22 protein-coding genes are annotated in these 20,463 nt (G+C 30.9%); 21 read left to right on the top strand and 1 reads right to left on the bottom strand.

The window, feature by feature from the left end; genetic code table 11:
- Positions 1-238 precede the first annotated feature (238 nt).
- The gene (locus tag ACVC3Y_RS13820) at positions 239-1,294 is read right to left on the bottom strand and encodes a ferredoxin--NADP reductase (RefSeq protein ID WP_303421540.1); all 1,056 of its coding nucleotides are present in this window, start codon (positions 1,292-1,294) and stop codon (positions 239-241) included.
- A 99-nt stretch (positions 1,295-1,393) separates the two neighbouring features.
- Here ACVC3Y_RS13820 and ACVC3Y_RS13815 point away from each other — a divergent pair, with 99 nt between their 5' ends.
- The 21 genes from ACVC3Y_RS13815 to ACVC3Y_RS13715 all read left to right on the top strand — a co-directional run bounded on the left by ACVC3Y_RS13815 (position 1,394) and on the right by ACVC3Y_RS13715 (position 20,452).
- Positions 1,394-2,872 (top strand): DUF5687 family protein, encoded by a 1,479-nt coding sequence (locus ACVC3Y_RS13815; RefSeq protein ID WP_303421542.1) that lies wholly within the window; start codon positions 1,394-1,396, stop codon positions 2,870-2,872.
- Positions 2,873-2,883: 11 nt separating this feature from the next.
- Positions 2,884-3,591 (top strand): ABC transporter ATP-binding protein, encoded by a 708-nt coding sequence (locus ACVC3Y_RS13810; protein WP_303421544.1) that lies wholly within the window; start codon positions 2,884-2,886, stop codon positions 3,589-3,591.
- Between the two features lie 116 nt (positions 3,592-3,707).
- Complete coding sequence (gene porW, locus ACVC3Y_RS13805; protein ID WP_452227204.1) at positions 3,708-6,281, top strand: type IX secretion system periplasmic lipoprotein PorW/SprE; 2,574 nt, start codon at positions 3,708-3,710, stop codon at positions 6,279-6,281.
- A gap of 13 nt (positions 6,282-6,294) precedes the next feature.
- Complete coding sequence (locus tag ACVC3Y_RS13800; protein ID WP_303421548.1) at positions 6,295-6,714, top strand: bactofilin family protein; 420 nt, start codon at positions 6,295-6,297, stop codon at positions 6,712-6,714.
- Positions 6,707-6,916 (top strand): AtpZ/AtpI family protein, encoded by a 210-nt coding sequence (locus ACVC3Y_RS13795; RefSeq protein WP_303421551.1) that lies wholly within the window; start codon positions 6,707-6,709, stop codon positions 6,914-6,916. Before ACVC3Y_RS13800 ends, ACVC3Y_RS13795 begins: the two co-directional genes overlap by 8 nt.
- Complete coding sequence (locus tag ACVC3Y_RS13790; protein WP_303421553.1) at positions 6,909-7,295, top strand: DUF6168 family protein; 387 nt, start codon at positions 6,909-6,911, stop codon at positions 7,293-7,295. Before ACVC3Y_RS13795 ends, ACVC3Y_RS13790 begins: the two co-directional genes overlap by 8 nt.
- Positions 7,296-7,391: 96 nt before the next feature.
- Positions 7,392-8,582: a F0F1 ATP synthase subunit A gene (gene atpB, locus ACVC3Y_RS13785; RefSeq protein ID WP_452227203.1), complete on the top strand. Its 1,191-nt coding sequence runs from the start codon at positions 7,392-7,394 to the stop codon at positions 8,580-8,582.
- 40 nt (positions 8,583-8,622) lie between these two features.
- Positions 8,623-8,814 (top strand): ATP synthase F0 subunit C, encoded by a 192-nt coding sequence (gene atpE, locus ACVC3Y_RS13780; RefSeq protein ID WP_452227202.1) that lies wholly within the window; start codon positions 8,623-8,625, stop codon positions 8,812-8,814.
- Between the two features lie 94 nt (positions 8,815-8,908).
- A complete protein-coding gene (locus tag ACVC3Y_RS13775) occupies positions 8,909-9,409 on the top strand; it encodes a F0F1 ATP synthase subunit B (protein ID WP_452227201.1) in 501 nt (166 codons plus the stop codon).
- A gap of 9 nt (positions 9,410-9,418) precedes the next feature.
- Complete coding sequence (gene atpH / locus ACVC3Y_RS13770; RefSeq protein WP_452227200.1) at positions 9,419-9,955, top strand: ATP synthase F1 subunit delta; 537 nt, start codon at positions 9,419-9,421, stop codon at positions 9,953-9,955.
- A gap of 3 nt (positions 9,956-9,958) precedes the next feature.
- Positions 9,959-10,420 (top strand): hypothetical protein, encoded by a 462-nt coding sequence (locus ACVC3Y_RS13765; RefSeq protein WP_452227199.1) that lies wholly within the window; start codon positions 9,959-9,961, stop codon positions 10,418-10,420.
- Between the two features lie 66 nt (positions 10,421-10,486).
- Positions 10,487-12,067: a F0F1 ATP synthase subunit alpha gene (atpA, locus tag ACVC3Y_RS13760; protein WP_452227198.1), complete on the top strand. Its 1,581-nt coding sequence runs from the start codon at positions 10,487-10,489 to the stop codon at positions 12,065-12,067.
- A 117-nt stretch (positions 12,068-12,184) separates the two neighbouring features.
- Positions 12,185-13,045 (top strand): ATP synthase F1 subunit gamma, encoded by an 861-nt coding sequence (atpG, locus tag ACVC3Y_RS13755; protein ID WP_452227197.1) that lies wholly within the window; start codon positions 12,185-12,187, stop codon positions 13,043-13,045.
- A 137-nt stretch (positions 13,046-13,182) separates the two neighbouring features.
- Positions 13,183-13,722, top strand: coding sequence for a hypothetical protein (locus ACVC3Y_RS13750; RefSeq protein ID WP_452227196.1), 540 nt, complete (start codon positions 13,183-13,185; stop codon positions 13,720-13,722).
- Positions 13,723-13,792: 70 nt separating this feature from the next.
- The gene (locus ACVC3Y_RS13745) at positions 13,793-15,256 is read left to right on the top strand and encodes an oligosaccharide flippase family protein (RefSeq protein ID WP_303421569.1); all 1,464 of its coding nucleotides are present in this window, start codon (positions 13,793-13,795) and stop codon (positions 15,254-15,256) included.
- Between the two features lie 49 nt (positions 15,257-15,305).
- Entirely contained in the window at positions 15,306-15,740 is a 435-nt protein-coding gene (gene dut / locus ACVC3Y_RS13740) for a dUTP diphosphatase (RefSeq protein ID WP_303421571.1), read from the top strand.
- Positions 15,741-15,770: 30 nt separating this feature from the next.
- Positions 15,771-15,857 carry a GIY-YIG nuclease family protein gene (locus ACVC3Y_RS13735; protein WP_452227552.1) on the top strand — a complete coding sequence of 29 codons (87 nt, stop codon included), beginning with the start codon at positions 15,771-15,773 and terminating at the stop codon, positions 15,855-15,857.
- A 101-nt stretch (positions 15,858-15,958) separates the two neighbouring features.
- Entirely contained in the window at positions 15,959-16,978 is a 1,020-nt protein-coding gene (locus ACVC3Y_RS13730; protein ID WP_303421573.1) for a sugar phosphate nucleotidyltransferase, read from the top strand.
- Between the two features lie 109 nt (positions 16,979-17,087).
- On the top strand, positions 17,088-18,449 hold the full coding sequence (locus tag ACVC3Y_RS13725) for a tetratricopeptide repeat protein (RefSeq protein WP_452227195.1): 1,362 nt from the start codon (positions 17,088-17,090) through the stop codon (positions 18,447-18,449).
- Positions 18,450-19,220: a DUF4292 domain-containing protein gene (locus ACVC3Y_RS13720; protein ID WP_303421577.1), complete on the top strand. Its 771-nt coding sequence runs from the start codon at positions 18,450-18,452 to the stop codon at positions 19,218-19,220.
- Positions 19,220-20,452, top strand: a complete 1,233-nt coding sequence (locus ACVC3Y_RS13715; protein WP_303421579.1) for a murein hydrolase activator EnvC family protein — start codon at positions 19,220-19,222, stop codon at positions 20,450-20,452. Before ACVC3Y_RS13720 ends, ACVC3Y_RS13715 begins: the two co-directional genes overlap by 1 nt.
- Positions 20,453-20,463: the final 11 nt, after the last annotated feature.

Below are 20,463 nucleotides of genomic sequence, written 5' to 3'. Positions count from 1 at the left end.
CAAAAAACCCTACTCCAAAGAGTAGGGCTCATTTTAAACTTACCATAAAATAAATAATCCCTAACTATTATCATTTATTGTTTAAAACTAGAACGAATATATTTGGTTTATTTTTTAAAAAAAATTAACCTCTAGGAAAAGATAATATAATCGTTAAAGTGTATATTTTTTAAGCTAAAACTATATTTTCATCGATAAAATGTTATTTCGGGAAAGATTTTCATCTTTTTTTTACCTATTAAACATCATCGTAATCTACTATAATTTTAGAAGTTTTTGGGTGTGCTTGGCAAGTTAAAATTAAACCTTCAGCCAATTCGCTAGCGGTTAAAATATTATTTTGCCTCATGGTTGCTTCCCCTTCTTTAATTCTTGCAATACAACTACTGCAAATTCCACCTTGACAAGAATAAGGAGCGTCTAAGTCTTCATCTAAAGCAGCTTCAAGAATAGATTGTTTTTGAGACATGGTAAATGTTGTTGTTTCATCATCTACTGTAATTGTGATTTCTGTTTTACCATTATCAGTAACTTCTTCATTTATAGGAGCAGGTTTTGCTGCTTTAAAAAGCTCAAAATGTATTCTATCTTCGTTAATATCATGCGCTGTTAAAACATTTTTAACGGTATGTATCATTGCTTCAGGTCCACAAAGGTAAAAAGCATCTACTTCTACATGCTTATACTTGTTTTTCATTACATAATTCACAGTACTTTTTTCAATCCTTCCAAAAATAGCATCGTCTTCATCTGCTTGGCTAAATAAAAATTGAATTGAAAATCGTTCTTTATATGTATGTTGTAACTCTAACAATTCATTTAAAAACATGGTGTCTTTAGTTGTTTTGTTTCCGTAAACTAGAATTACTTTACTATGCACTTCTTCTTCTAAAGCACATTTTACAATACTTAAAACAGGCGTAATACCACTTCCTGCAGCAAAAGCAGCTATGTTTTTTGTTATAGAGTCGTTAGGTGTAAAAACAAATCTTCCTTTTGGCGAAGCGACTTCTAATGTGTCTCCAACTTTTAGAATGTTATTTGCGTATGCAGAAAAAGTTCCTCCTTCTACTTCTTTTACAGCTACTTTTAGAGTGTCACTTTTTGGCGAAGTACATAAAGAGTAATCACGTCTTACCTCTTTTCCTTCAATTGTAGTTTTTAAGGTAATATATTGACCAGCTTTAAAAGTAAAGTTTTCTTTTAGGTTTTCAGGTACATTAAAGCTTATACTTACTGCTTTTTCAGTTTCTCTATGTATCTCTTTAATGGTTAATTTATGAAATTGTGACATGTTGTTATTTTTTGTAAAAATAAGAAACAAAAATACGAATTACATTTTGTTTGTAACAAAAAGGGTTTTTATATTACTAATCTTTAAAACCTAACCAAAATGATAAAACGTTTTTTAGATTTAGAATGGAAACAATTTACTAGATCTGCAAGCTTTGGTAAAAGCCTTGTGTTAAAAATACTAATGCTCTTTTTTGCTTTATATTTTGTAGCTATGTTTTTAATCATGGGAATTGCAATGTACCCAATGCTTAAAAAAGTATTTCCAGAAAGTGACCCTTTTGTAATGTTTAATAGTTTTATTTTCTTCTGGGTTTTAGGCGACTTAGTGGTTCGGTTTTTCTTTCAAAAATTACCAGTAATGAGTGTAAAACCACTACTTACACTACCAATAAAACGTAAAAAAGTAGTGAATTTTGTTTTAGGGAAATCTGCTCTCTCTTTTTTTAATTTCTTACCATTATTTGCAATAATACCATTTGGAGTTACACTTATAGTAAAAGACTACAACGTTTCTACTGTTTTAGTTTGGATGCTTACCATTATTATAATTACACAAATAAATAACTTCCTGAATTTTATTATTGAAAGCCTTTCTGCTAAAACAGAATTATCTTTTTTACCAATTATACTTTTAGCAGGCTCTCTTTTCGCTTTAAATCATTTTCAAATAATAAGTATTGCAGAAACCTTATCTAATGGAGTGCAGGCCATTGCTAATAATCCATTGTTCTTGATAGTTCCAATCTTAATATGGATTGGTTTATATCTATATAATTTTAAAATACTTCGTAATAAATTGTTCTTAGATAGCTCTTTAAAAACAAAAACCCAAGAGGTAAATGTATCTAATCTAGAATGGACTAAAAAGTTTGGAGATATTGCGCCTTTTATGCAATTAGATTTAAAATTACTATGGCGAAATAAACGACCTAAATCTTCGGTTTGGATGTTGTTTTTAGGACTATTATATGGTTTGTTCTTTTATCCAAATCCAATCTATCAAGACAAAGAATTTTTATTTGCGTTTGTTGGCATATTTGTAACTGGTATTTTTCTTATCAATTTTGGGCAATTTATTCCAGCTTGGGATAGTGGTTACTACAAAATGTTAATGAGCCAAAACATTAAATACAAACAATATTTAAAATCGAAGTACACATTAATGACACTTAGTGTAATAATACTTTTTGTTTTAAGTATTCCTTACGTCTATTTTGGTTGGAAAATTTTACTCGCACATTTTGCTGCTGCAATTTATAATATTGGTGTAAATACGTATGTCATTTTATTAGGTGGATCTTTTAATCGAAAAAAAATAGATTTAAATCAAAGAGCAGCTTTTAACTTTCAAGGTACAGGAGCAGTACAATGGATTATTGGTATACCATTAATGCTTTTACCAATGGGGATATTTGCCATTTTTAATTTCACTTTCCATTTTGAAATTGGCATTCTAGCGCTAATCCTTTTAGGAGTAATAGGAATTGTTTTCCACCAAAAAATAATGAAATTAATAACCAAAAAATATTTAGATTCTAAATATAAAATGATTGATGCTTTTGATCACGATAACTAAAATATAACAAGATGATAACTACTACAAATCTTTCTAAAAAATATAATACAAGTCAAGTTTTAAATATCGAAAGTTTAAATATTCCTAAAGGACAAAGTTTTGGTTTGGTTGGTAATAATGGCGCAGGAAAAACCACCTATTTTAGTTTGTTACTAGATTTAATTCAACCAACAACTGGTCATATAAAAAACAATGACATACAGGTAAACCTAAGTGAAGACTGGAAACCTTTTACTTCTTCTTTTATAGACGAAAGCTTTTTAATAGGTTACCTAACAGCAGAAGAATACTTTTATTTTATTGGTGAGCTTAGAGGCCAAAATAAAGCAGACGTAGATGCATTAGTCTCTAATTTCGAAGACTTTTTTCATGGTGAAATCCTTGGTCAGAAAAAATATCTAAGAGATTTAAGTAAAGGAAACCAAAAAAAAGCAGGAATAGTTGCTGCACTTATTGGTAATCCAGAAGTAATTATTTTAGATGAACCTTTTGCTAATTTAGATCCAACAACCCAAATAAAACTAAAACAAATAGTAAAAGATTTAGCACAAAAACAAGGGGTAACAGTACTTATTTCTAGCCACGATTTAATGCATGTTACAGATGTTTGCGAACGTATTGTTGTTCTAGAAAAAGGAGAAATAGTTAAAGATCTTGTTACAAGTCAAGAAACCCTAAAAGAGCTGGAAGCACACTTTGCAGGAATAGAAAAAATCTAAAAACACCTCGTTTTTATAGCTAAATTAAAAAAGATGCGTATTTTTACGTGCTTATGCAGTATTTATATAATATTTGCCTGAGTTTATAGTTATTTATTTGATTAAATACACAACTTTTGAAAACAAGATACCAAATTATATTAGTCCTTTTAGTTTCTGTTACTTTAATAACAAGTTGTTCTAGAAAAAAGAATAGTTTTATTAGCCGAAATTATCACGCACTTGCTGCAAGAGACAATACACTTTTTAATGGCTTTAATTCGCTTGAAGAAGGCAGAGAAAACCTAAACCAAAGTTATACCGATAATTATTGGGAAATCCTTCCAATAGAGAGAATGGAGGTTTTTGAAGAGGTAACTCTTCCTGGTCAAAATAAAAATGAAAGCTTTAGTAGAGCCGAAGAAAAAGCAGTAAAAGCCATCCAAAAACATGGTATGAATATTCAAGGAAAAGAATATAACTACCAAATAGACGAAGCTTATTTACTTTTAGGAAAAGCTCGTTATTTCGACCAACGTTTTGTTCCTGCATTAGAGTCTTTTAACTATATTTTATACAAATACGCAACAAGTAATAAAATAAACCAAGCTAAAATTTGGAGAGAAAAAGCGAATATTCGTTTAGAAAATGAAGAGCTTGCTATTAAAAACTTAAAAAGACTTTTAGATCAAGAAGAATTAAAAGATCAAGATTTAGCAGATGCAACCTCTATACTTGCACAGGCATATATAAACACAAAATCTTTAGATAGCGCACTTACACAAATAGACATCGCATCAAACGCAACCAAAAGTGATGATGAACGTGGAAGATATCGTTTTATACAAGGGCAATTATACAACGCTTTAGGAGACAAAGACAGTGCTAATATTGCTTTCGATAGAGTTATAGATCTAAATCGAAGTACACCACGAATGTACCTTATTAGTGCGCATATTGAAAAAGCAAAAAATTTCGACTATAACGAAGGAAACAAACTTGAGTTTTTAGAGTTACTTACAGATTTAGAAGAAAACCGAGAGAACAGACCTTATTTAGATAAAATTTATCATCAAATTGCCGAATATCATTTAAAAAATCAATCCGATTCTTTAGCACTTGCTTATTATAATAAATCGCTAAGAACCAACTCTAAAGATAAAGTTTTAAAAGCGAAAAACTATGAGATTATTGGTGATATGAAATTCATAGCTGCTGCATATAAAAGTGCAGGGGATTATTACGACAGTACCATGACTAATATGGTCGTAAACACCAAGCCATACAGAGTAATTAAACGCAAAAGAGACAATCTTGAAGATGTTATTTTATATGAAGATATAGCAAAAAATAACGATAGTATATTAAAATTAGTTTCTTTGTCTAAAGAAGAGAAGTTAGCTTATTTTAAGACACATATAGAAAATCTTAAAATAGAAGCAGAAAAAGAAAAAGAAAGACTTGAAACTGCAGAAAGAAACAAAGGTATAGCAGTTGCTAATAATAACTTTGGTAAAACACAATCTGCATTAGGTGGAGGACAAGGATCCAGAGGTGGTCCAACTCCAGGTAAAGGATCTTCTTTTTATTTTTATAATACAACTACGGTAGCTTATGGTAAATCTGAATTTATTAAAGATTGGGGAGATCGTAAATTAGAAGACGATTGGAGGTGGTCTAGTAATAAAAATTCAAGAATAAACGCCACGGAAACAAATCCAACAATAACAAATGCTTCCGAAGAAGAATTATATAATCCTCAATTTTATATAGACCAAATTCCTTCCGAAGAAAAAGTAGTAGATAGCATTGTAAAAGAAAGAAACTTTGCATACTACCAATTAGGTTTAATATATAAAGAGAAGTTTAAAGAATATCCTTTAGCTAAAAGTAAATTCACCCAGCTTTTAAATAATAATCCAGAAGAAAATTTAATCCTTCCTACAAAATATAACCTGTATAAGATTTATCAATTATTAGGAGACGAAGGGGAAGCTAACTTTACCAAAAAAGATATAACAACCAATTACCCAGATTCTAGATACGCTACTATTTTAAACAATCCAGAAGCAGCAAATCTAGAAGATGAAAATAGTCCTGAAACCATATATAAAAATCTATACAATCAATTTAGAAATCAAGAGTATGCACAAGTACTTTCTAATATAGATAACTATATTACTGCTTTTGAAGCAGAAGCCATAGTTTCTAAATTTGAACTCCTTAAAGCAACAGCGACTGGTCGTTTATATGGTTATGAAGCGTATAAAAAAGCAATTAATTTTGTAGCACTTAATTATGCAAACACTCCAGAAGGAAAACAAGCACAAGAGTTGTCTAGCAATGCATTACCAAAACTTGCTAAAAAAGAGTTTGCCTCAGATAGCTTAAATGGTAATTATAAAGTGTTGTATAAATTCAGCACAGCTAACACACAAGATATGTCTAGCTTTGTAAAAACATTAAACGAAGTAATCTCTAATATTTCACATTATAACTTAACTACTTCAACAGATGTATATGATCAAGAAACAACATTTGTTGTAGTACATGGTTTAAAAAGTATAGATGGAGCAAAAGGGTTTGCTTACATATTAAGAGATGAGGATAGATATAAAATAACCAAGCCATCCATAGCAATTTCCTCTCCAAATTATCAAATTGTTCAGGTTCATAAAAATTTGGACGAATATATTAAAGAGCACCAATAATAAAATAAGAGTCATGTTTTCAGATAATAAAAAAGAAAGAAATACTTACGAAAATTCTTCTAGCCAAAATATTATTGCAAAAGGAACCAAAATTGTAGGAGACTTTTCTAGTGAAGGCGATTTAAGAATAGATGGAACTATTGAGGGGAATTTAAAAACTCCTGGAAAAATAGTAGTAGGAAAATGGGGCGTTATCAATGGAACATTAACAGGGTCTGATGCATATTTTGAAGGAAAGTTTTCAGGAAATTTAACATTAACAGGTACACTAACTCTAAAATCTTCAGCACATATTGAAGGAGAAGTGGTTTTAGGAAAACTAGAAGTAGAACCTGGAGCAACATTTAATGTAAACTGTGTAATGAAAGGTGCTTTAAAAGAATTAGATACGAGTAAAAATTCACAAAAATTAAAAAAAGGGCAAAGTGCCTAGTAAGTTTTTAAGGTTTACTTCCACAGCATTTCAAATGGGAGCAACCATTTGGTTGGGAAACCTATTAGGTAATTGGCTAGATATTAAATATCAAACCACATATCTAGAAAATACAATTACTCTTCTAGCTGTTTTTATCTCTATGTATTTAGTAATTAGTCAGGTTTTAAAAATATCAAAAGATAATAAGGATAATGATTAAAAAAATCGTTTTCTATAGTATCGGTTTTACCATGCTATTTGCAATCTCTTATGCAATTCACTTATCTAGTTTAAAAGATTTAAATCTTATACTAAGCGTTCCGTTGTTTTCTGTTTATCTATTCCATTTTATAATATCCTTACTCATTTGTATTGGCTTTGCAGTACTTTCAGAAAGTTCAAAATGGGATCAACAATTAGGTTTTGTGTATATGTTTACCTTTATAACTAAGCTTATGTTGTTTGCAATACTCTTTAAAAATACAGTATTTAAAGCAGGTGGTTTAAGTAAAATAGAAGCCTTTAATTTGTTAATTCCAGTCTTTCTTTTTCTTTTTTTGGAAGTCTATTTCATAGCGAAGATATTAAGTAAAAAATAGCGTTAAATATTATTGAGAAAAAAGTAATTGTTTTTTCAATAATTTCCGTAGTTTTGCACCGAATTTAAAAACACAGTTTTTTTGATTTTTTTAACAATGAAGGTAGCTAAACAAACTTTTAAATTTTACTCACTAGTATTAATGCTTTTCGTAAGTGCTTTCGCAATGGCTGAAAACACTACAGATCCTGTTGAAAATACAGGAGGTCAAGTAGATACAAAAGAAGAAGTAGAAGCGTATATTTCACATCACCTTAAAGATGCTCATGATTTTAATTTGTTTTCATATACAAATGATGCAGGAGAACGTAAACATTTTGGATTTCCACTTCCAGTAATATTATGGTCAAGTAATGGCTTAACAACTTTTATGTCTTCAGAGTTTCACCACAATGACGATGGACATGTAATTGTAGAAAAGAACGGATTAAAATTCGCGAAGATTCATTCAAAAATATACGAGTTAGATGGCGGTGCAGCAACAGTAGCTTTCGATGAAACACACCATGCTACTAATGCACATAGAGTATTAGATTTTTCTATCACTAAAAGTGTAGTAGGTGTTTTGTTAGTAGGACTATTAATGTTTGTTGCTTTTAGGTCATTAGCAAAACAATATATTACTAAATCAGTGCCAACTGGTTTAGGACGTGTTTTAGAGCCATTAGTGTTATATGTAAGAGATGAAATTGCAAGGCCAAACGTTGGAGAAAAACACTACAGAAAGTTTACAGGATACTTATTAACGGTGTTCTTTTTTATCTGGATTTTAAACTTATTAGGTTTAACACCATTTGGTTTTAATGTAACAGGGCAATTAGCAGTTACTGCTTGTTTAGCAATATTTACATTAATAATATACACAGTAAGTGGTAATAAAGATTACTGGATGCATATCTTATGGATGCCAGGAGTACCAGTTTTAATTCGTCCTGTTTTAGCGATTATAGAATTAGCAGGAGCATTTTTAATTAAACCATTTTCATTGTTAGTACGTTTATTTGCAAATATAACTGCTGGACATACTGTAGTTATGGCTTTAATTGCAATAATGTTTGTGATGAAAAAGTCTTTAGGAGTTGTTGGAGCAACAAGTTTATCATTTATACTATCTGTATTAATAATGTTAATTGAGTTCTTAGTAGCGTTTTTACAAGCATATATTTTTACCATGCTTTCGGCTCTATTTATTGGTATGGCTGTAGCAGAACATGATCACGAGCATGAACATGATGATCATGGTCACGAAATCCCGGATACAGAAGATGTGCGCGGAGATTTTATTTAACAAGAGTTTTTTTTAATTTAACTATATAAATTTATTTACTATGTACAATTTAATTGGAGCAGGTTTAATCGTAATCGGAGCAGGAATTGGTCTTGGTCAAATTGGTGGAAAAGCAATGGAAGGTATTGCTCGTCAACCAGAAGCAACAGGAAAAATCCAAACAGCAATGATTATTGTTGCAGCACTTTTAGAAGGGCTTGCATTTGGTGCGTTAATCTTAGGAAAAAATTAATTGCAACCACGCTCAAAAAGCAAAATAGAGTCTCTGCAACGGTTGGTTGCAGAGCCCTATTTTTAAAAGTTAAAAAAAAATAATTATATCAAAAATGGGAGATTTATTAAATGATTTTTCACCAGGTTTATTTGTAGTACAAACGATACTACTTTTACTATTAATCTTTTTAATGGTGAAATTTGCATGGAAACCTATCATGACTTCTCTAACAGAAAGAGAAGAGGGAATCCAAGGAGCTTTAGATGCTGCTGAAAAAGCAAAATTAGAAATGCAAAATCTGCAAGCAGATAATGCTAACTTATTAAAAGAAGCACGTGCAGAACGCGAATCTATGCTTAAAGAAGCAAGAGATTTAAAAAATAAAATGATTGAAGACGCTAAAACAGAAGCACAAACGCAAGCAAACAACATGATTGCTCAAGCGCAAAGTGCTATTGAAAGCGAAAAGAAATCAGCTATGGCAGAATTAAAAAACCACGTAGCAGGTTTATCTATAGAAATTGCAGAAAAAGTAGTAGGTCAAGAATTATCTAACAAAGACAAACAATTACAATTAGTAGAGTCTATGTTAAATGATGCTAAATTAAACTAAGTTTAAATCATGGCAGGAGAAAGAGCAGCAATACGTTACGCAAAAGCAGTTTTAAGTTTAGCTACAGATAATAATACAGCGGAAGTTGTAAATAACGATATGGAGCTAATTAATAATACAGTAGCGCAAAGTAAAGACTTAAAAGACATGCTTTATAGTCCTGTAATTAGTTCGACTGTAAAAAAAGCAGCTTTATTAGAAATCTTTAATGGGATTAATACTGCAACGGTTAATTTAATAGATACACTAATAACGAATAAGCGTACAGATTTATTACCAGAAGTGGCTTCTAAGTTTATCTCTTTATACGAGCAACAAAAAGGAAGTCAAATTGCTATAGTTACAACAGCAGTTCCTTTAACAGAAGCTTTAGAAGCAAAAGTTTTAGCTAAAGTGAAAGCGCTAACAGGTAAAGAAACAGCAATTAAAAATATAGTAGATGAAAGCATTTTAGGTGGTTTCATTTTACGCGTTGGAGATACACAATACAATGCAAGTATCGCTAACCAATTAAATAAACTTAAAAGAGAGTTTACTATTAATTAATTTATGAAAACTATTATACCATTTTTATTCATTTTATTTACTTTTAGTGTAACAGCACAAAAGGTAAAAATTAAGAAAGGTAAAGTTTTTATAGATAAAGTAGAATACGTTCTTACAGAAGAAGATAAATTGTCTGATGATTCTTTTATAATTTCAAACTTAAAAGGAGAAGAGTTGTTTTATTTAAAACATAAACATTACTCAGACCCTAATTTAAGAAGAGACACTAATCCAAATGGCACTGTCGTGTATTTTGAGCTAATGTCTAAAGATTTAGAAACAATTTATTTTGAAGCAGAATCACATCCAAGTTTAAGTGCTATGGGGATGTCAAAAAAAACGTATAAAATTTTATATAATGGAGAAGTTATTAATAAAGACGGAACCATTAATAAAGATAATTTAGAAACCGTATCCAAAAAGATTGGTTTTGAATTTTCAAAAAAGAGAACAGAATTAAATTAAAAAAAGAGTTATTCAAAAGATGTTTAACATCTAGAGTATAACGTCTAATATCTAATTATAAAAAAGATGGCAGAAGTAAAACCAGCTGAAGTATCAGCAATCTTAAAACAACAACTATCTGGTTTTGAAGCAAGCGCTTCATTAGACGAAGTTGGAACAGTATTAACAGTAGGTGATGGTATTGTACGTGCATACGGATTATCTAACGCACAATATGGTGAGTTAGTAGAATTTGAAGGAGGTGCAGAAGGTATCGTACTTAACCTTGAAGAAGATAATGTAGGTATTGTACTTTTAGGAACTTCAGTAGGAGTTAGAGAAGGTTCTACAGTAAAACGTACTAATCGTATTGCATCTGTAAAAGTAGGTGAAGGTATTGTTGGTCGTGTTGTAGATACACTTGGTAACCCAATTGATGGTAAAGGACCAATAACTGGCGAAACATACGAGATGCCTTTAGAGCGTAAAGCACCTGGAGTTATCTATAGAGAACCAGTAACAGAACCATTACAAACAGGTATTAAAGCAATTGATGCTATGATCCCAGTTGGTAGAGGGCAACGTGAGTTGGTAATTGGTGATAGACAAACTGGTAAGACTGCAGTTTGTATTGATGCTATCTTAAACCAAAAAGAATTTTACGATGCAGGGGAGCCTGTATATTGTATATATGTTGCTGTAGGTCAAAAAGCATCAACAGTAGCACTTATTGCTAAAACTTTAGAAGAAAAAGGAGCTTTAGCATACACAACAATAGTAGCTGCAAATGCATCAGATCCTGCTGCAATGCAAGTATATGCACCTTTTACAGGAGCATCTATTGGTGAGTACTTTAGAGATACTGGTAGACCAGCTTTAATTGTATTTGATGATTTATCAAAACAAGCCGTTGCTTACCGTGAGGTATCTTTATTATTAAGACGTCCACCAGGACGTGAGGCGTATCCTGGAGATGTATTCTATTTACACTCTCGTTTATTAGAACGTTCTGCAAAAGTGATTAATAATGATGCTATTGCTAAAGAAATGAATGACTTACCAGAGTCATTAAAACCATTAGTAAAAGGTGGTGGTTCTTTAACAGCATTACCAATTATTGAAACGCAAGCAGGAGATGTATCTGCATATATCCCAACAAATGTAATTTCTATTACAGATGGACAAATTTTCTTAGATGGAGATTTATTTAACTCTGGTGTTCGTCCAGCAATTAACGTAGGTATTTCTGTATCTCGTGTTGGTGGTAACGCACAAATTAAATCCATGAAAAAAGTATCTGGTACTTTAAAATTAGATCAAGCACAATATCGTGAGTTAGAAGCTTTCGCTAAGTTTGGTTCCGATTTAGATGCGGTTACTCTAAATGTAATTGAAAAAGGAAAACGTAACGTAGAGATCTTAAAGCAAGGACAAAACGAACCGTTTACAGTAGAAGATCAAGTAGCAATTATTTATGCTGGATCTAAAAACTTATTAAAAGACGTTCCTGTAAATAAAATTAAAGAATTTGAAAGAGATTTCTTAGAATTCTTAAACGCTAAACATAGAGGTGTTTTAGATACTTTAAAAGCAGGTAAATTAACAGATGAGGTAACAGATACATTAATGTCTGTTTGTAAAGACCTTTCTGCTAAATATAGAGCATAAAAAAGTTTTAAATTTAGAGTTATTAGTTAAGAATTCTTCTCGCTCATAACTCTAAATTTTCATTAATAAAATTAATGTCACTCTGAGCTTGTCGAAGAGTCTTTATAAAAATAAAGAATGGCTAATCTTAAAGAAATACGTAACAGAATATCTTCAGTATCTTCAACGATGCAGATTACTAGTGCCATGAAAATGGTATCGGCTGCAAAATTGAAAAAAGCGCAAGATGCTATTACTGCAATGCGACCTTATGCAGATAAGTTAACCGAACTTTTACAAAGTTTAAGTGCAACTTTAGATGCAGATTCTGGAAGTAAATTTGCCGAAGAACGCGAAGTTAATAATGTATTAATTGTAGCTATAACCTCTAATAGAGGTTTGTGTGGTGCTTTTAATTCTAACATTATCAAACAAACAAATAACTTAATTTCTAATGTACATGCAGGTAAAAAAATAGCTGTCTTAGCGATTGGAAAAAAAGCGAACGATGCGTTTTCTAAAAAAGGAATTGTAATAGACAATAAGAGCACTATTTTTGATGATTTAACTTTTGATAACGTATCCGAAATTGCAGAAATGCTAATGGAAAAATTCGTTGCAGGGGAATATGATAAAATTGAAATTGTTTACAACAAGTTTAAGAATGCAGCTACACAAATTGTGATGACTGAACAGTTTTTACCAATTGTTCCAGTTGCAGGTGAAGCAGTAAATAATGCAGATTATATATTTGAACCATCAAAACTTGAAATCGTAGAACAATTAATTCCTAAGTCGTTAAAGACACAATTATATAAAGGAATTAGAGATTCTTTTGCTAGTGAGCATGGAGCACGTATGACTGCAATGCATAAAGCAACAGATAATGCTACAGAACTAAGAGATCAACTTAAATTAACTTACAACAAAGCACGTCAAGCAGCAATTACTAATGAAATCTTAGAAATCGTTGGTGGAGCGGAAGCTTTGAACAATTAAAGATTACTAAAATGTTTACCTTGAGCGCAGTCGAAAGGTCTTTTTATAACTTATCAAAAAGCTTTACTATTATAGTAGAGCTTTTTTTATGGAACACTATTTGATTCACTATCTTTATAAAAACTAAACTTATAGTCATGCGTTTAATTAAAACATCAACCCTATCGCTTTTAATGCTTTTACTTTTTACCAGTTTCTCGAATTGTTCTAGCGCTAAACAGACCAATAATAATGAATCCAGTAAGATAGCAATGCAAGATTTTCAAAATAATCCATCTTTTACGTTAGGGGAAACCTATTTTAAACATTGGGTGTCTGGAGTTAAAGGGGGCGGAGCTGGTGTCACTTTATTAATCCCTATAGAAAAGAATGTTAAAAACACCGTGTTTGATTCTGCTTATTTTAGAGGTATGAAAACAAAACTAGAAGCTGTAAAATCTGGTTATGTTGCAAACTTTAAAACAACAGCAAATCAAAAAAAAGACATAATAATGAGTACCAAGAAGAATGCAGAATATGGTAACCAAATACCAAATAAAGCTAACTTCCCTTTTCAATTAAAAGATGATGAATGTGTTATTCGTTTTAAAGAGGATAATACTATCAAGTACTATAAAATTGAAAAAATAGTAGAAAAACCTAGAGACGAATACCCAAGTGCTCCACCACAGCGTTAATACTATTTAGTATTGTAAACCGTTTCTATTACATATTTTGGTATATTTATACGCATAAAAAATAAGCTTCTTGAGCGCATTAAAAACACTTTTCAAACAAACTTTCATTTACGGATTAGCAACTGTGCTACCAAGAATGTTAAGTTTTTTACTAGTGCGTTTGCATACAGATAAGAGTGTTTTAAAAACAGTTGCAGATTATGGCGATGTTTCCTTAATATTTTCTTATTTCGTATTATTTAATGTCATATTAGCCTACGGAATGGAAACTGCATTCTTTAGGTTTTTTAATAAAGATGAAGACAAAGATAAAGTTATTGGAACTTCTGCTATTTCATTAATTATTAGCTCTATACTTTTCTTTTTTCTAGCATTTGCTTTTCAATACCACATTGCAAACCTAATAGATATTAAAGTAGAATACATAAATCTTGTAATCTGGATTTTACTTTTAGATGCATTAGTCATCATACCTTTTGCTTGGTTACGAGCAAATGCAAAACCAATGAAATATGCAGTAATTAAAATACTAAACGTGGTCATCAATTTAGGGTTAAATTTATTCTTTTTACTTTGGTTAAAAGAACTAGCTTCAGAATCCTCAGTATTTGCAGCTATTTATAAACCAGATTTCGAAATCAATTATATTTTTATTGCCAATTTAATAGCAAGTGCAATAACCTTACTATTAATGCTTCCATTCTATTTCAAAATAAAGTATACCTTCAATAAAAAACTATGGCAAGAAATGATGCGTTATGCATTTCCTGTTTTAATTGCTGGCGTTGCATTTTCTGTAAATGAAACTTTTGATAGAATCTTACTAGATAAACTCTTACCAGAAAGTATTGCAAAAACCGAAATAGGTATGTATTCTGCATGTTACAAATTAGCTTTATTTATGACGCTTTTTGCTACAGCATACAGATTAGGAATAGAACCTTTCTTTTTTAGTCATGCGAAAACTAAAAACCCTCAAAAAAATTATGCTACAATTTTAGAATACTTCGTCATCTTTGGTTCTGTAATTTTATTAACCGTAATTGTTTTTGCCGATGTTTTAAAAATTATTTTTATTGGTAATGAAGCATATTGGGAAGCCATGTGGATTGTTCCAATTATATTATTAGCAAATTTTTGTTTAGGCATTTACCACAACCTATCCGTTTGGTATAAAATAACCGATAAGACAAAATACGGAGCATATATTTCTGTCTTTGGAGCAATATTAACCTTAGCTTTAAATTTTTGGCTTATTCCAATACTTAGTTATAAAGGTTCGGCAATTGCAACACTTACCGCATATGCTTGTATGATGATTGCTTCCTATTATTTTGGAAGAAAATATTACCCTATTCCATATAACATAAAAAAAATAACAGTGTACCTATTAGTTTCCATTCTTTTTTCAGCTTTATGTTTTTATAGATTTAGAGGGAATTATTTTATAGGAATTGCTGCAATAATTGTATTTTTAGGTCTCGTTTTCCAATTGGAAAAAAAAGAATTAAAAAGAATATTCATTAATAAATAGTTTTTCGCTTTAGAAAGACAGAATATTACCGCTTTCGCGGAAAGTAATCATGAAAATAAAAATAATAAACAAATCCAGTCACGCATTACCAAACTATGAAACCATAGCCTCTGCAGGAATGGATTTAAGAGCAAATATCACAGAGTCTATACTACTTAAGCCTTTAGAAAGAACCATCGTTAAAACAGGCTTATTTATAGAATTACCAATAGGTTTTGAAGCACAAGTAAGACCAAGAAGTGGACTTGCAGCAAAAAAAGGAATTACAGTATTAAACGCTCCAGGAACTGTAGATGCAGATTATAGAGGAGAAATTGGAGTTATTTTAGTAAATCTTTCAAACGAAACATTTACTGTTGAAAATGGAGAACGTGTTGCACAACTAGTAATAGCAAAACATGAAAGAGCAGAATGGGTAGAAGTTGAGAGCCTTTCTGAAACCGATAGAGGAGAAGGTGGTTTTGGAAGCACAGGAGTAAAATAAACACCTGCAAAGGAAGGAATCTCATAATCTATAATTACGAAAAAATGGTGTGTCTATATCCTGACAAATAAACCGAATGGAGTTTTTATTGGTATAACAAATAACATTAAAAAATGAATATCAGTTATTTAAGTTTAAGCATAAACTGAAAATTCAATAACAATAAATAAAGATTTTAGTATAACAATTAAAAGATACCTGCTTACGCAGGCATGAATATGAAAATAATAGTACCAATGGCAGGACGAGGTTCTCGTTTGCGTCCACATAGTTTAACAGTGCCAAAACCATTAATTCCTGTTGCAGGACAGCCAATAGTACATAGATTGGTAAAAGACATAGCTAAAGTTTTAAAACAACCAATAGAAGAAGTTGCATTTGTTCTTGGTGATCCAGCTTGGTTTGGTGACGATGTTGTTACTAGCTTAAAAGCATTGGCAGAAAGCCTAGGAGCAAAAGCATCTATTTACAGACAAGATAAACCCTTAGGAACTGGTCATGCAATTATGTGTGCAGAACCTTCCCTTTCTGGCCCAGCAGTTATCGCATATGCAGATACTTTAATTCGTGCAGATTTTAATTTAGACCCAGAAGCAGACGCTGTAATTTGGACTAAAAAAGTAGCAAATCCTGAAGCCTATGGTGTTGTAAAATTAAATGCAGAAAACAACATTACAGAGCTAGTCGAAAAACCTGAAACCTTTGTTAGTAACCAAGCAGTTATTGGTATTTATTACTTTAAAGATGTTGCCGTTTTAAAAGGAAAATTACAAGAAGTTTTAGACGAAAACATTATGAATGGTGGCGAATACCAAATTAATGATGGTATTTTGCGCATGATGGCAGCAGGTAAAATCTTTAAAACAGGAACCGTAGATGAATGGATGGATTGCGGAAACAAAGCAGTTACCATTGAAACAAATACAAGAATGTTAGGCTTTTTAAAAGCCGATAATGAAGAACAATTAATTTCAGATTCCGTAACTTTAGAAAACGCAAAAATTATAGCACCTTGTTTTATTGGCGAAAATGTAAAACTGATAAATACAACCATAGGACCAAATGTATCTATTGGTAATAATTGTACATTAGAAAATACAAGCGTTAAAAATAGTTTAATACAAAACCATACAAGCATAAAAAACGCTAATTTAGACGAAGCTATGATTGGTAATCACGTAAAATACGATGGTAAATTCACCAAAATTAGTATTGGTGATTATTCTATTTTGGAATAGCTAAGTTCCTCATCAGGCAGGAATCTCATGAATGTAATTAAATCGAGTTTGGAACAATAAGCGATGCCAACTTAAAAGAAAAAGATTCCCTTTTTAATGGGAAATAAACATGAAAAAACAACTATACATAGTACTTTTTACCTTCGGAATCCTTCTTTTTCCGCAGGTAAATTATGCTCAGGTTGATTTTAATAAAAAGCCAGATGACGATTTAGGAAACAATGAAGATGCATATCAAGAACTCTTTTTTGAAGCCTTAAAACAAAAAGGAATAGAAAACTATGATCGTGCTATTGAAGCATTACTAAAATGCGAAAAGCTTGATAATTCGGACCCTGCTTTGTTTTTCGAATTAGGAAAAAACTACAGTAAGCTCAAAAATTTTGGAGCAGCAGAAGATGCTTTACAAAAAGCAATTAAAAAACAACCAGATAATGAGTGGTATTTAGATGAGTTATATGAGGTTTATGCTAAACAAAACGATTTAGAAAAAGCAATAAAAACAGTAAAAAAACTAGTTAAATACCATCCAGATTATAAAGAAGATTTAGCAACGTTATATGTTAAAACCAAAAAGTATGAAGAAGCATTACGAGTTATAGACGAGATGGATGCAGAACTTGGAGTTTCTATTACTAGAGATCGTGTACGAAACATGATTTATAACGCTACAGGAAATAAAAAAGAGCAAATTAAAAATTTAGAAGAACGAGTTGAAGAAAATCCAGATGAAGAAAAAAATTACCTTGCTTTAATTTTTAGGTATAGTGAAAATAATGAAAAAGAAAAAGCTTTTGAAACTGCTAAAAAACTCTTAGATAGTCACCCTGATTCCGAAATGGTACATCTTGCTTTGTACAAGTTTTATTTAGAGGATATGGAGGCAGAAAAGGCTGTTGCTTCTATGCAAATAGCTTTAAATAGTAGACTAATAAAACCAGAGGCTAAAATGATGGTATTATCCGATTTTGTGAAATTTGTATCTAAAAATCCAGAATACGAAAGCAAGTTGGTAGAAATTACTTCTAAAATTGCCGATGATGAAAAAGGGAAATCTAACATAGAAGTCGCACAATATTTTTTAACTAAAGGAGAAAAAAACAATGCATTAACCTATTACGAAAAAGCATTAGAAACAGCACCAGAAAACTTTGGTGTTATTCGTAATGTATTATTGTTATATATAGATGTAGAGAATTATTCAAAAGCGGTAGAAATGAGTAATGAAGCTCTAGACACATACCCATCTCAACCCATATTTTATTTGGTAAATGGGGTTGCTCAAAACAAACTAAACCAGCCCGAAAAAGCGATACGCGTTTTAGAGACCGGTTTAGATTATGTTATAGACGATCCTAAAATGGAAGGTGATTTTTACAAGCAAATTAGTATTTCATACACACAATTGAACAATACCGATAAAGCAAAAACGTTTAGTGATAAAGCAAAACAACTAGAATCTACAAATTAGATGCATACAAATCGCCTTATTTACATCCTTTCTTTTTTCGTTTTCGCGTTCCTTGGTTGTTCATCTACCAAAACGGTAACCTCAGGAAACAATAATTTAAACCTAACTGCAAAACAGCTTATTAAAGAAAATACTAAGCAGAATCCAAGTTTTAAAACACTTGCTGCTAGAGTTAAAATTGATTATTCTAAAGGTGAAAATTCACAGGGAACCACTGTAAGTTTTAGAATGGAAAAAGGTAAAGCCATTTGGATGAGTAAACTAGGCTTTATTAAAGTTTTAATTACACCAGAAAAAGTGCGTTTTTATAATAAATTAGATAACACTTATTTTGATGGAGATTATAAATATTTAAGTGATTTATTAGGAACAGATTTAGATTTTATTAAAGTGCAAAACCTACTTTTAGGTGAAGCATTATATGATTTAAATGAAGGGGATTATGAACTGTCAACTCAAGAAAATAATTACGTATTAAATCCTAAAAAACAACCCAAGGCTTTCGAGTTATTTTATATTTTAGATGCATCCCATTTTAAAATAAGTTCCCAACAATTGGCACAAGCAAAAGAAAAACGTATGCTTCAAATAGATTATACAAGCTATCAGGAAGTTGAAAAAGAAACCTTTCCGCAGCATATTCAAATAAATGCTGTTGAAACGTTTGAAGAAACTAAATTGCATTTAGAATTTAAGTCTATTGTTTTAGATGAAAAACTAAGCTTTCCGTTTAATATTCCTTCTGGATTTGATGAAATTATACTTAAATAATGCAACAAAAACTTACATACCAAATAACCCTTTTAGTCGCATTATTTTTCTGTACTTCTTTTTCCTTTTCACAAAGTAAAAAACAACAAGAATTAGAAGATAGAAGACAAGAATTACGTCGTGAAATACAACAAATAAATAGTTTACTTTCTAAAAATAAATCACAACAAAAATCGCAATTAACGGTAATTGAAGATTTAAATTATAAAGTTAGCGTACGCCGAAATTTAATAAAAATAACCAATCAACAAGCTAATTTACTAACTAGAGAAATTAACGATAATCAAAATAAAATAACCCAATTAAGAGAAGAATTAGAAACACTAAAAGATAATTATGCAAAAATGATTGTTACTTCTTATAAGAGTAAAAGCGAGCAAAGTCGTGTTATGTTTTTATTGTCTTCAAGCAACTTTCAGCAAGCGTATAAACGTGTTAAATACATTAACCAATACGCCGAATACCAAAAAGAACAAGGCGAATCTATAAAGACTAAAACGGCAGAATTACAAGTAATAAACAAAGCTTTATTAAATCAAAAAGAAGACAAACAAAAGCTAATTAATGAGAATAAAATAGCACAAGTTGAATTAGAAAAAGAGCTAAAACAACATAAAAATTTAATGGATGCTATTAATAAAGATCTAAGTAAATATGCATCGCAAATAAAAAGTCGCCAAGCTGAAGCAAATCGAATTGATAAAGAAATTGAACGTATAATTAAAGAAGCGATTGCAAGTTCGAATGCCAAAACAGGAACAAAAACTACCAGTAAATCTTCTGCTTATGCGATGACACCAGAAGATAAGGTTTTAGCAAATAGTTTTGTAACTAGCAAAGGAAAATTACCCTGGCCTGTAGAAAAAGGAATTGTAAAATTACGCTATGGTAGACAACCTAGCCCTATTGTAAAAACCATTATGATACAAAGTAATGGTGTTAGAATTGCAACCGAAAAAGAGGCAAAAGTAAGAGCGGTTTTTAATGGTGAAGTGTATAGAATTATAGCTTCTAAAAATGGGAACCCTTCGGTTTTAATTCGTCATGGTAATTATTTCACAGCTTATTCTAACCTTGGAAAAATTTACGTAAAAAAAGGGGATAAGGTTACTACCAAACAAGAGATAGGAGAGGTTTTTACGAACCCTTCTAACGGGCAAACCATGTTAAGTTTTAGTGTGTTTAATAACTCTAAAACAGAGAATCCTGCTTCTTGGATTTTTAAAATGTAACGACATTTAAG

The organism is Lacinutrix cladophorae, from assembly GCF_053604645.1.
Note: the sequence above shows the minus strand (reverse complement) of the source record. Positions and strands in the feature narration are given on the sequence as shown.